The following is an 11749-nucleotide window of genomic DNA, read 5'->3' on the forward strand; positions in this document are numbered from 1 at the left end:
CACCGCATGCACATTGAAGCCAGGCTGTTCGAGTTCCTGACCGCGTTCTTCATCCTGTCGGCGATCGTCTACGGCGTGCTCACCGCGATGTTCGCCAACGGCGGCGTGGAGTGGGCGGGCACCACCGCTTTGGTGATGACCGCGGGGCTGACGCTGATCACCGGAACCTTTTTCCGGTTCGTGGCGCGCCGGCTCGACACCCGTCCCGAGGACTACGAGGACGCCGAGATCAGCGACGGCGCCGGCGAGCTCGGCTTCTACGCCCCGCACAGCTGGTGGCCGGTGATGGTCGCGCTGTCGGCCTCGGTGACCGCGGTGGGCGTCGCATTGTGGCTGCCGTGGCTGATCGTCGGCGGCGTCGGCTTCGTGTTGGCGTCCGCGGCCGGCCTGGTGTTCGAGTACTACACCGGACCCGAGAAGCACTGACGGTCGTAGGTCACAATCGGGCAAACAGTTCGCCCGCCCACCGTGCTGCGAGATCCGTTCGCGCCGCCCGGTTGGGTAATGTTGCCGAGGCACCTAACGCCGTTAGAGCAAGTCGAGAAGGATAGGCGTAGATGAGCGGGCCGAATCCCCCCGGGCCGGACACTGAAGGGTCGGACCTCCCAGAACGCGAGCCAACCAGCCAGCCCACCGACGACGCGGCCGACGTCGTCGGTCCTCCGACGGCCGAGACCGCGCGGGCATATTCAGCGCCGGAATCCGAGCAGTTCACCAGCGGGCCGTACGTCCCGCCGGATCCGGCGCTCTACGACTACGACAGCTACGACCCGGCGACCGAACTCGTCGAGGAGGCCCCGCCGCCGCGCTGGCCGTGGGTCGTCGGCGTCACCGCGATCATCGCCGCCATCGCCCTGGTGGTGTCGGTGTCGCTGCTCGTGCTGGGCACCGATACCGACAACCTCGCGACGCCGGAGACCAGCACCACCGCGTCGGCGCCGCCGGTGCAGGACGAGATCACCACAACGACGCCACCGCCGCCGCCACCTCCGCCTCCGCCGACGTCCGAGGAGCCGCCTCCGCCGCCGCCGGAGACCGTCACGGTGACGCAGGAGCCACCGCCACCGCCGCCTCCGCCTCCCGCGGAGGAACCCCCGCCGCCGGTGACCACCACGCCCCCGCCGCCGGTGACCACCACCACGACGACGCGGTCGGGCCCGCGTCAGGTGACGTACTCGGTGACGGGGACCAAGGCGCCCGGCGACATCATCACCGTCACCTATATCGACGCGAATGGTCGTAGCCGCACGCAGCGCAACGTCTACATCCCGTGGTCGCTGACTGTGACGCCGATCTCGCAGTCCGAGGTGGGCTCGGTGCAGGCCTCCAGCCTGTTCCTGGTGAGCAGGCTGAACTGCTCCATCACCACCAGCGACGGCACGGTGTTGAGGTCGAACACCGGCAACTCTCCGCAGACAAGCTGCTGATGGGATACGACAAGCTCGACCGCATCCTGCTCGGGGCGTGTGCTGCGGTCTGGCTTGCCGCCCTCGGCGCCGCAGTGGCCGCCACGGTCGCCCTGGTGGACCTCGGCCGTGGCCACCCGGAGACCGCGAACGGCACACCGTGGCTGCTGTACACGGTCATCGGCGTCTCGGTCGTGGTGATCGCGGCCGCGGTGCCGCTGCTGCTGCGGGCCCGCGCGACGGCGGATCAGCCGCCGGCGCGCAGCGCACCGCCACGCCCGCCGCGGCCTCCTCGGCAGTCGGCCGCGCGGGCCTTCGGCGCGTTCGACGACCCGATGGCTACCCGGCCCGGTTATTCACGGCCCACCGTCAGTCGGCCCGCGTGGGCGTTTCCGACGGATGCGGTGGATCAGGTGTGGTTCCGCTGCGCGGTCGTGCTCGGAATCGCCATGGGCGCTGCGATTTTCATGATCGGCGTGGCCACGTATCTGATGGCCGTCGACAACGACACGTTCGCGTGGACCCTCTACGTGATCGTCGGTCTGGTCACGCTGGGGATGGTCGCCATCCCGGTGTTCTATCTGCGCGAGCTGCACAGCATCGTCGACTCAGCGGCGTAGCTTTCCGGCGCGTTGCCGCCCGGCTGACGGTGATCAGTGGTGCCCGTTGGTCTCGCCGTTGGGGGAGCCGTACGTCGTGTCCTGATGCTCGCGCAGCGCGGTCAGCGCCTTGCGCTCGGAGGCGTGTGCGGCCTCGGTGAGCGCTTCGTGCTCCTCGATCGGGTCGGCCGTCAAGAAGCTGCCGCTGCCGGGCGCGCCGGCGGAGCCCAGCTTGTTCATCCGCTTGGGCAGGGCAGCGCCCTGGTATTCCAACGGAATCGGATGGCCGTGCTCGTCGACCGGGCCGAGCGGTTGGTGCAGTTCGATGTAGGCGCCGTGCGGCAGGCGTTTGATGATGCCGGTTTCGATGCCGTGTTCGAGCACCGCGCGGTCGCTGCGCTGCAGGCCCACGCACCAGCGGTAGGTGATGTAGTAGACGATCGCGGGCAGCACTACCATGCCGATGCGGCCGATCCAGGTCGTCGCGTTCAGCGAGATGTGGAACTTCAGCGCGATGATGTCGTTCATCGCCGCCAGTGTCAGCACCATGTAGAAGGCGATCGCCGCCGCGCCAATTGAGGTGCGCACCGGCACATCTCGCGGCCGCTGCAACAAATTGTGGTGCGCGTTGTCGCCGCTGAACTTCTTCTCCAGCCAGGGGTAGATGATCAGCAGGATGAAGATCAGACCCATCGTCAACGCCACCCAGACCGGTGCCGGGATGGTGTAGTTGCCGAGGTAGATCTCCCACGGCGGGAAGATACGGGCCAGGCCCTCGGTCCACATCATGTAGAAGTCAGGCTGAGAACCTGCCGACACTTGAGAGGGCTTGTAGGGGCCCAGGTTCCAGATCGGGTTGATCTGCAGCAGCCCGCCCATCAGGCCCAGCACGCCGACGACCATCGCGAAGAACGCGCCGGACTTGACCGCGAACACCGGCATCACGCGCACACCGACGACGTTGTGTTCGGTGCGGCCCGGTCCGGGGAACTGGGTGTGCTTCTGGAACCACACCAGCGCCAGGTGAACACCGATGAGCGCCAAGATGATTCCCGGTATCAGCAGGATGTGCAGGGCGTAGAGCCTCGGGATGAGGATCTCGCCGGGGAAGTCGCCGCCGAACAGCGCCCAGTGCAACCAGGTGCCGATCACCGGCATGCCCAGCGTGATCGACGACAGCGCGGCCCGCAGCCCGATACCCGACAGCAGGTCGTCGGGCAGCGAATAGCCGAAGTAGCCCTCGAACATGGCCAGGATGAGCAGCAGCGCGCCGATCACCCAGTTGGCTTCGCGGGGCCGGCGGAACGCGCCGGTGAAGAAGATCCGCGCGAGGTGCACCATGATCGCCGCGGCGAACATCAACGCCGCCCAGTGGTGGATCTGGCGCACGAACAACCCGCCGCGCACTTCGAAGCTGATGTCCAGCGTGGATTCGTAGGCCCGCGACATCTGCACGCCGCGAAGTGGTTGGTACACGCCGTCATAGGTCACGTGCGCCATCGACGGGTCGAAGAACAGCGTCAACCACACACCGGTAATGAGCAGCACGATGAAGCTGTACAGGGCGATCTCACCCAGCAGGAATGACCAGTGGGTGGGGAAGACCTTGTTCAGCTGCCGGCGTACCGCGGCGGAGGGGTGATAGCGAGAATCGACCGCATCGCCTTGTGCCGCTGCGATCTTGGCGAGGTCAGGACTCATGAGCGCCGCTCCCAGAATGCCGGTCCGACGGGCTCGATGAAGTCGCCGTTGGCGACCAGATACCCGTCCTGGTCAATGGTGATGGGCAGCTGCGCCAATGCCCGCGCAGCCGGACCGAATATGGGCCTCGCCCAGTGCAACGCGTCGAACTGCGACTGGTGGCACGGGCAGAGGATGCGATAGGTCTGCTGTTCGTAAAGCGAAGAGGGGCAACCCAAGTGCGAGCACACCTTGGTGAATGCGTACAGGTCGCCGAAGTTAAAGCTCTCTTGACCCTTGCGCTTGACCACCTTGTGCGCGTCGGCGGGCTTGATGCGGATCAGCATGACCGGATTGCGCACGCCCATCGCGATTTCGGTGAGGTGGTGCGCCGATTCGACGGTGGTGCCGTCGCCGTCGGACTCGCGCCACGGGAACACCGTCTCCATACCGCCGGCGTCGATGTCCTCCGGGCGCATCTTGACGAACGGTGATTCGCCGGGCAGGCCGGTCGCGCGGGCCAGGTAGATGGTTTCGCCGTGGTAGCGCGGGGTCCATCCGGACGTCCACAGCACGGCCTTCTTGCCTTCGGCGGTGGGCACCACCGGCTTCCACGGGTTCTTGATCAGCCCGCCGATGAACGCCACCAGCGTGCCGAGTCCGAACGCGCCCAGCCCGACACCCAGCGACAGCCCGATCATCTTGCGCCGCTTGATGGTCGAGCCCTCGAGCGCGTCGGTGAGGTTGGCCGCGATGGTCTTGCGGTGGATCTCGGGGGAGCGGCCGTCGTGGCGTTGCTGGATCGAGATCTCTTCGGGGATGAACTTCTTCTGGTAGAGCACCGCGCCGATGCCGATCGCCAGGATCGACAGCCCGAACAGCAGCCCGTAGAGCGGGGTGGCCAGGGTGTAGAGGAACTCGCCTTCCGACCCGTACGGCTTGTACTCCCACGGCCAGAAGATGAAGACCACCAGCAGCGCCAGGCCCGAAAACCCGCCCAGCAGAAGCCAATTCGCCACACTACGCTCGGCGCGCTTTTCGGCCTTGGTGCCGGGCACCGGCCAGCGCGGCTCCTTGTAGACGGTCTCGACGCCGTCCATCCGGCCGCCCAGCTCGACGAGTTCCTCGCGTGACATCGACGCCAGTTCGGCGTCGCTGGGCTGCCCGGGAACGCCGGTTTGGCCCGGGGTGTCCGTGCCTTTCATCTCCTCGCCGTCACTCATGCTCGTGCTCCGATCCACAGCGCCGCCCCGATGACGGCAACCATGCCGATAATCCACATCGCCATGCCCTCGGGCGCGGGGCCGAAGCCGCCGAGGCCATACCCGCCGGGACTGGGCGTCTCAGCGGATTCGCGCACGTAGGCAATGATGTCGCGCTTCTCTTCCGGTGAGAGCTGGCGGTCGGAGAACTTGGGCATGTTCTGCGGACCCGTCAGCATCGCGGTGTAGATCTGCGCCGGCGTGGCGTCGCCGAGGTCTGGGGCGTACTTGCCCGACGACAGGGCGCCGCCCTTGCCGGTGAAGTTGTGGCACGACGCGCAGTTGAGCCGGAACAGGTCACCGCCGCGGGCGACATCGTCGCCGAGAAGCGACTCTTCGGCGATGTGACCGTTCTCGTCGCGCGGCACGACCGGTCCGCCGCCGTTGGCCTGCACATAGGCGCCGAGCGCGTCGATCTGCGCCTCGTCGAAGATCGGTTCCTTCTCGGGCGCCTGCGCCTCGCCGCGCATCGCCGGCATGCGCCCGGTGGACACCTGGAAGTACACGGCCGCCTCGCCGACGCCGATCAGGCTCGGCCCGCGATCGGGCACACCCTGCAAGTTCGCGCCGTGGCAGGTCACACACGAGGTGTCGAACAGCTGCTTGCCGGTGCGCAGCAGTGCCGACTGCGATTCATCGGCAACCGCCACTTGGGGTGTCGGCGTCAAGGTGGCCGCAAGACCACCGGCCACGGCCAGTCCGACCAGCAGCAGCAGTGCTGCTGAGAAGCGTCGGCGCAGCCGACGGCGCTTCACTGTCGCCGGCCTTCCGGCTCGGTCCAATGTCGCCGGCGTTCCGGCTCGGTCCAATGTCGCCGGCGTTCCGGCTCGGTCCAATGTCGCCGGCGTTCCGGCTCCGCGGTCCTTGTCGGTCATCGAACCCCTTCTCATCGGTGAGCCGGTCATCGAACGAAGTAGATCGTGGCGAACAGGGCAATCCAGACGATGTCGACGAAATGCCAGTAGTACGAGACGACGATTGCGGCGGTGGCCTGCGCCGGCGTGAACTTGCTCATCCGGGTGCGGGCGAGCAGGAAGATGAAGGCGACCAGTCCGCCGATGACGTGCAGGCCGTGGAATCCGGTGGCCAAGTAGAAGACCGAGCCGTATGCGCTGCTCGACAACGTCGTGCCGTGCTCGACGAGATGGATGTACTCGTAGCCCTGGCCCAACACGAAGAACAGGCCCATCAAGAAGGTCACCACATACCAGCGGCGCAGCCCGAACACGTCACCGCGCTCGGCGGCGAACACGCCCATCTGGCAGGTGAATGACGACGCGATCAGCACCAGCGTCACCGGCACCGCCTGAACCAGATTCAGCTCGGTGGGTGCGGGTGGCCAGTCGCCACCGGCCTGGGCGCGCGCGGTGAAGTACATCGCAAACAGTCCAGCAAAGAACATCAGCTCGCTGGAAAGCCAGACGATGGTGCCGACACTGACCATGTTGGGTCGGTTCAGCGAATGTACGCGCGAGGTGATTGCGGTTCCCGAGGTGCCAACAGCGCTCGTCACAACCGCAAGTATGACGCTTTGTAGTTGTTGAACTCCACCCGGGTCGAGCAATTGGTCATAATCACCCGGTGGCATCTCCTCAAGCGCAGCCCGTCCCATCCGCCGACGCGCCGACGTGGCCGCGCATCCTCGGTCGGCTGACCACCGGGCAGGCGCTGCCACCGGGACATGCCGCGTGGGCGATGGACCAGATCATGACGGGTGCCGCGACACCCGCCCAGATCGCCGGCTTCGGCGTGTCGATGAAGATGAAGCGCCCCACCGCCGCCGAGGTGACTGAACTCGCCGACACCATGCTCAAGCATGCGCGACTGGTGCCCACCGACGTGATCGGCACGGACACCGTCGATGTGGTCGGCACCGGCGGCGACGGCTCCAACACCGTCAACCTGTCCACCATGGCCGCGATCGTGGTGGCTGCGTGCGGGGTGCCGGTGATCAAGCACGGCAACCGCGCGGCGTCCTCGCTCTCCGGTGGCGCCGACACCCTGGAGGCGCTCGGGGTGCGCATCGACCTCGGGCCCGACGACGTCGCGCGCAGTGTCGCCGAGATCGGCATCGGTTTCGCCTTCGCGCCGCAGTTCCACCCGTCTTACCGGCACGCCTCCGTGGTGCGCCGCGAGATCGGGGTGCCGACAGTGTTCAATCTGCTTGGGCCGCTGACGAATCCGGCCTCACCGCGGGCCGGTCTGATCGGCTGTGCGTGGGCTGATCTGGCCGAGGTGATGGCGGGGGTGTTCGCCACCCGCCGCTCCAGCGTGCTCGTCGTGCACGGCGACGACGGACTCGACGAGCTGACCACCACCACGACCAGCACGATCTGGCGGGTGCAGGCCGGCACCGTCGAGCGGCTGACGTTCGACCCCGCGGCCTTCGGCTTCAAGCGCGCCCATCTCAGCGAGCTGGTCGGCGGCGACGCGGAGGCCAACGCCGCCGAGGTCCGCGCGGTGTTCTCCGGCGCCAAGGGACCGGTGCGAGATGCCGTGGTGCTCAACGCTGCAGGCGCGATGGTGGCCCACGCCGGACTAGCCAGCGACGCCAAATGGGTGCCGGCCTGGGAGTCGGGGCTCGCGCGCGCGGTCGAGGCGATCGACTCCGGGGCGGCTGAACAGCTGCTCGCGCGTTGGGTGCGGTTCACGCAGAAGCTCTGAGCCTTCGATCGCTTGCTCGGCGGCCAGCCGTGCCGAGCGGGCGGAGGCGGCCCATGCCGTCCACCGACCCGCAGATCCGACGGGCGACGCATACCCGGGTTCGGAGCGCACGATGCGCACCCCCGGCTCGGCCAGCCACCGCGCGATCAGCGCCGTCTCCTCCACCAGCGCCCCGCCCAACGGCGCCGACGCCGGCAGGATCACTTGCGCCCCAGCGCAAATCGCGTCGACGACGGGCATCGGCGGCACTCCCCGTGGCGCCGTCCCCGCGGCCGCCAACTGGCCGTGTCGGACCACCGCTAGGTGCCACCCGCCGCTGCCGTCCGGCCGTGCCGCCACCAGCTCGGTGACGGCTGCCAGCGCGCGCAGACGCTGACCGCGCCACAGCACGTCGATCGCTGCGGCCGCGTGGTCGCGCAGCCGCGCCGCGGTCTCGTAGCGGTTGGCCGCCGCGAGGTCGGTGATTCTCGCCAACGCCGCCGCCAGCACGTTGCTGTCGTGGCCGTCGATCAGCACCCTGGCCCGTTGCGGGCCGCACGCGTAGCCGGCCGCGTCGACGTCCTGCGGCGCCGGACACGGCGACAGTTCGCGTTCCGGGCATGCGTGCAGCGCTTTTCGATTCAGCCGCTTGGTGCAGGTGCGTACGCCGGTAAATCGGGCCAGCAACTCCGCCGTCTCGACCGCTTCGGCGCGAGAGCGAAACGGACCGACGGCATGATCGTGCTTCGGGCCGCGAACTACCGAGAAGCGGGGGAACGGTTCGTCGGTCAGCACCAGCCACCACCAGCGGTGCGGAAACTTCGAGCGGCGGTTGTAGGGCGGCGCGTGCGCGGCCAGAAGTCGCAGCTCGCGCACCCCGGCCTCGAGAGCGTGCGCACATTCGACGTGGTCGACGGCGGTGGCCAGCGTGGCCATCTCCTTGATGCGGGTGCGCGGGTCGGCGCCCGTGAAGTACTGACCGACGCGGCGGCGCAGATCCACGGCGGTGCCGACGTAGAGCACCTCGTTCGACGGCCCGCGGAACAGGTAGACGCCCGGGCGGTGCGGGAGCGCGTCGGCCAGAAACCGCTTGCGCCGCTGGGCCGGTGTCACGTCGGGCAGGTAGGCGCGAAGGTCGGCGTAGGTGTGCACACCCTGGTTGCCGACCCGCTCGATCAGGCCGTGCAGCACGTCGACGGTCGCCCGCGCATCGTCGAGCGCGCGGTGGGTGGGTGTGGTGGTGGCGTGGAACAGCCGGGCCAGCGCCGACAATCGCACGCTGGGCGCTTCGTCACGGGTGAGGACGCGGCGCGCCAGTTTGACCGTGCACAGCACCGGTGGGCGCGGCCAGACGATCTGAGCGCGTTGCGCGGCGGCCCGCAGGAAGCCGATGTCGAAGCCGGCGTTGTGCGCGACCAGGACCGCACCCCGGGCGAATTCCAGAAACGTCGGAAGAACGCTGTCGATCTTGGGGGCATCGCAGACCATCGCCGTCGTGATCCCGGTGAGCGCGACGATCTGCGGGGGAATGCTTCGGCCAGGGTCCACCAGTGTGGCCAGCTCGCCGAGAACCTCACCGCCGCGCACCTTGACCGCGCCGATCTCGGTGATCGCGTCGGGATCGTCGCCGTTGGCCCGTCCGCCGGTGGTCTCGAGGTCGACGACGACGAACGTCGTCTCGCGTAGCGACAGCTCGGCCAGCGGTTCGACATCCGCGAAGCTCAGCTGACCCATGGTCGTGACGGTAAGCAGTCGGACCGACAGGCAGCGGTTGCCGCGCGGGGGATGTCGGTGGGTGCCGATACCGTGCGCACAACACCGAAAGAGAGGACGGCCGATGGCACACACAAGTGACACGGGCGGCGACACGGGCACGGTGACCATCGACTGCGACGACTGTGCGGTGCGCGGTCCAGGCTGCAAGGACTGTGTGGTCAGTGTCCTGCTCGGAGTGCCCGAAACGTTGCTGGATGACGAGCGCCGGGCCCTAGAAGTGCTCGCCGACGTGGGATTGGCGCCGCGGCTGCGGCTGGTGCCGATTCACCGGAGCGGCAATTCCGGCGTCGCCTGACGACACGCGCTGGGTGCGGGCGTAGAAAAATCTGCCCTGACGGCTGTTAAATTTGCGTCTCCTGTTGGACAAGCCCGATGCCGTTTCGTAACCTATCTGAGACCTAAGAGCAGTTCGAGGCGGCTCATCACGCCAGTTGAAGGACGCAAATCTTGAGGCTCGACCGCACGCACTGGGGCATCCGTGTTCTGAAGCGACCCGTTATCGGTGTGCTGGCGGCTTTGACTTTATTCACCGGCGTTCTCGCCGCGAATGTGCAGGCGGACCCGGCCGATGATGCGCTGGCAAAGCTTCAAGAACTTTCCCGCCAGGCCGAGCAGACCACCGAGGCGATGCATTCGGCCCAGCTGGATTTGAACAACAAGCTGGCCGCGCAGCAGGCCGCCGAAGCCAAGCACGCTGCGGATGCTTTGGCCGCAGAGCAAGCCAAGGCGCAACTAGCAACGTTCCAGGCGTCGGTGAACAGAGTTGCTGCCGCGCAATATATGGGTGGTCGCACCGACGGCTTGAGCGCCATCCTCACCTCCGATTCGCCGCAGCAATTCATCGACCGGCTGTCGGTACAGCGGGTGATGGCCACCGAGATGTCGGCACAGATGGCTAGCTTCCGCAGCACCAGCGAACAGGCCGCACGCGCCGAGGAGGCCTCCGCCAAGTCGGCCGCCGAGGCGAAGACCGCCGCGGAGCAGGCCGCTGCAGTGCGCGCCGACCTGCAATCCAAGCAAAGTCGGCTGCAGTTGCAGATTGCCGTGGTGAAGTCGCAATTCGAAGCGCTGAACCCGGCCCAGCGTGAGGCCCTGGCAGCGTTGCCGCCGGTTCCGCCCACGGTGGCGGCCGCCGCGCCCGGGGCGTTGCCACCAGCGAACGATCCCTCCGTTTTGGCCGCCGCCCCCGGCGGTATCCCGCCCGGCGACATGGCCCCGGAAGCAGCCATCGGCGCGCCGGCCCCCGGTAGTGGGCATTCCTCCACCGTCATCCAGGCGGCACTGAGCCGCATCGGCTCGCCGTATTCGTGGGGTGGGTCCGGTCCGAACGCCTTCGACTGCTCGGGACTGGTGATGTGGGCCTTCCAGCAGGCGGGTATCTCGCTGCCACACTCCAGCCAGGCATTGGCGCGCGGCGGGCAGCCGGTGTCACAGGATCAGATGCAGCCAGGCGACGTCGTCACCTACTACTCCGATGCCTCGCACGCCGCGATCTACATCGGTGACGGGATGATGGTGCACGCCTCGACCTACGGGACGCCCGTGCGGGTTGCCCCGGTGAACAATGCGCCCATCTACAACGTCCGTCGCTACTAAGCGGCTGCTGCTCGGGATCTTGCTGACCGAGCTGATTTTCGGGGTACTGCTCCTCGGTCAGCCCGCCGCGCCGCAGATCCCCCGCCTCGCGGCACCCGCTGCGCACACCACCTTCACCGGCGGCTCCACCACGCTGATGCTGCCCGATGGCCGCCGGGTGGCGCTGGTCGATCTGGGCGGACCGGACGCCGCGTCGCTACTGACCCGAGTCACCGCTGAAATCGCCGATGCGGCGAACGCGGTGACGGCGTTCTGGGGTCCTGATTGGCCGCGTGAGGTGACCATCGCGGCCACCGCTACCGACGAGCAGTTCACCGCGTTGGCCGGCGGCGGGGCCGACATCGCCGCGGCCACCACCAAAGAACGGATCGTCTTCGCACCGGGCGCTGCCGCGATGAGCAACACCGCGCTGCGAATCGTCTTGCGCCATGAGCTTTTCCACTACGCCACCCGCACCGTCACCGCATCAGACGCTCCCCGCTGGCTGACCGAAGGCGTCGCAGACTTCGTCGGCCGACCGCCCGTCGCAGCGCCGCGCGACGCGCAGGCGGTGTTGCCCACCGATACCGAGCTGGACACCGCCGGACCCCTCCGCTCGCTGGCCTACGACCGGGCGTGGTGGTTCAGCAGCTTTGTCGCCGAGGTGTACGGCACTCCAGCGCTGCGGGCGCTGTATCTGCGGGCCTGCGGCATCGGACACACCGATGTAGGCACCGCCGTGCGCGACACGCTGGGCGCCGACCTCGACGAGGTGCTGAATCGGTGGCGCGCCTGGCTCACCCGCTAA

11 protein-coding genes and 1 pseudogene are annotated in these 11749 nt (G+C 67.9%); 7 read left to right on the top strand and 5 right to left on the bottom strand.

Features of this window, described 5'->3' with window-relative positions; all coding sequences use genetic code 11:
* The first annotated feature begins 6 nt into the window (after nucleotides 1-6).
* The 3 genes from CWS39_RS09435 (at nucleotide 7) to CWS39_RS09445 (ending at nucleotide 2026) form a co-directional block, all read left to right on the top strand.
* The gene (locus CWS39_RS09435; protein WP_102142657.1) at nucleotides 7-426 is read left to right on the top strand and encodes a cytochrome c oxidase subunit 4; all 420 of its coding nucleotides are present in this window, start codon (nucleotides 7-9) and stop codon (nucleotides 424-426) included.
* Nucleotides 427-557: 131 nt separating this feature from the next.
* A complete protein-coding gene (locus tag CWS39_RS09440) occupies nucleotides 558-1427 on the top strand; it encodes an MmpS family transport accessory protein (RefSeq protein ID WP_102142658.1) in 870 nt (289 codons plus the stop codon).
* Complete coding sequence (locus CWS39_RS09445; protein WP_102142659.1) at nucleotides 1427-2026, top strand: DUF2561 family protein; 600 nt, start codon at nucleotides 1427-1429, stop codon at nucleotides 2024-2026. The genes CWS39_RS09440 and CWS39_RS09445 overlap by 1 nt, the downstream gene beginning before the upstream one ends.
* Before the next feature lie 33 nt (nucleotides 2027-2059).
* Here CWS39_RS09445 and qcrB read toward each other — a convergent pair whose 3' ends face one another.
* The 4 genes from qcrB to ctaE are packed head-to-tail and all read right to left on the bottom strand — an operon-like array spanning nucleotide 2060 to nucleotide 6460.
* On the bottom strand, nucleotides 2060-3706 hold the full coding sequence (qcrB, locus tag CWS39_RS09450; RefSeq protein ID WP_102142660.1) for a cytochrome bc1 complex cytochrome b subunit: 1647 nt from the start codon (nucleotides 3704-3706) through the stop codon (nucleotides 2060-2062).
* Entirely contained in the window at nucleotides 3703-4908 is a 1206-nt protein-coding gene (gene qcrA / locus CWS39_RS09455) for a cytochrome bc1 complex Rieske iron-sulfur subunit (RefSeq protein WP_199178021.1), read from the bottom strand. The genes qcrB and qcrA overlap by 4 nt, the downstream gene beginning before the upstream one ends.
* A complete protein-coding gene (qcrC, locus tag CWS39_RS09460) occupies nucleotides 4905-5822 on the bottom strand; it encodes a cytochrome bc1 complex diheme cytochrome c subunit (protein WP_102142662.1) in 918 nt (305 codons plus the stop codon). The genes qcrA and qcrC overlap by 4 nt, the downstream gene beginning before the upstream one ends.
* A gap of 26 nt (nucleotides 5823-5848) precedes the next feature.
* Entirely contained in the window at nucleotides 5849-6460 is a 612-nt protein-coding gene (gene ctaE, locus CWS39_RS09465; protein ID WP_102142663.1) for an aa3-type cytochrome oxidase subunit III, read from the bottom strand.
* A 68-nt stretch (nucleotides 6461-6528) separates the two neighbouring features.
* Here ctaE and trpD point away from each other — a divergent pair, with 68 nt between their 5' ends.
* Nucleotides 6529-7611 carry an anthranilate phosphoribosyltransferase gene (gene trpD, locus CWS39_RS09470; protein ID WP_233213426.1) on the top strand — a complete coding sequence of 361 codons (1083 nt, stop codon included), beginning with the start codon at nucleotides 6529-6531 and terminating at the stop codon, nucleotides 7609-7611.
* On the opposite strand, the pseudogene CWS39_RS09475 reads toward trpD, so the two are convergent.
* Nucleotides 7549-9474, bottom strand: a pseudogene (locus CWS39_RS09475) (DEDD exonuclease domain-containing protein); the annotation flags it as partial. The gene trpD and the pseudogene CWS39_RS09475 sit on opposite strands and share 63 nt — an antisense overlap.
* Between CWS39_RS09475 and CWS39_RS09480 the strand changes: the two are divergent.
* From CWS39_RS09480 to CWS39_RS09490, 3 genes are all read left to right on the top strand, one after another.
* On the top strand, nucleotides 9428-9661 hold the full coding sequence (locus CWS39_RS09480; RefSeq protein WP_102142665.1) for a hypothetical protein: 234 nt from the start codon (nucleotides 9428-9430) through the stop codon (nucleotides 9659-9661). The pseudogene CWS39_RS09475 and the gene CWS39_RS09480 overlap by 47 nt on opposite strands.
* A 152-nt stretch (nucleotides 9662-9813) precedes the next feature.
* Entirely contained in the window at nucleotides 9814-10962 is a 1149-nt protein-coding gene (gene ripC, locus CWS39_RS09485) for a peptidoglycan hydrolase RipC (RefSeq protein ID WP_102142666.1), read from the top strand.
* Complete coding sequence (locus CWS39_RS09490) at nucleotides 10931-11749, top strand: peptidase (protein WP_102142667.1); 819 nt, start codon at nucleotides 10931-10933, stop codon at nucleotides 11747-11749. The genes ripC and CWS39_RS09490 overlap by 32 nt, the downstream gene beginning before the upstream one ends.

Origin of the sequence: Mycobacterium hubeiense (genome assembly GCF_002838065.1) — a bacterium.
Classification (GTDB): domain Bacteria; phylum Actinomycetota; class Actinomycetes; order Mycobacteriales; family Mycobacteriaceae; genus Mycobacterium; species Mycobacterium hubeiense.

Bases quoted from the DNA above. Each gene is read 5' to 3' on its own strand.
- CWS39_RS09435 (WP_102142657.1), top strand. From the start codon at position 7: ATGCACATTGAAGCCAGGCTGTTCGAGTTCCTGACCGCGTTCTTCATC.
- CWS39_RS09440 (WP_102142658.1), top strand. From the start codon at position 558: ATGAGCGGGCCGAATCCCCCCGGGCCGGACACTGAAGGGTCGGACCTC.
- CWS39_RS09445 (WP_102142659.1), top strand. From the start codon at position 1,427: ATGGGATACGACAAGCTCGACCGCATCCTGCTCGGGGCGTGTGCTGCG.
- qcrB (WP_102142660.1), bottom strand. From the start codon at position 3,706: ATGAGTCCTGACCTCGCCAAGATCGCAGCGGCACAAGGCGATGCGGTC.
- qcrA (WP_199178021.1), bottom strand. From the start codon at position 4,908: ATGAGTGACGGCGAGGAGATGAAAGGCACGGACACCCCGGGCCAAACC.
- CWS39_RS09490 (WP_102142667.1), top strand. From the start codon at position 10,931: ATGCGCCCATCTACAACGTCCGTCGCTACTAAGCGGCTGCTGCTCGGG.
- qcrC (WP_102142662.1), bottom strand. From the start codon at position 5,822: ATGACCGACAAGGACCGCGGAGCCGGAACGCCGGCGACATTGGACCGA.
- CWS39_RS09480 (WP_102142665.1), top strand. From the start codon at position 9,428: ATGGCACACACAAGTGACACGGGCGGCGACACGGGCACGGTGACCATC.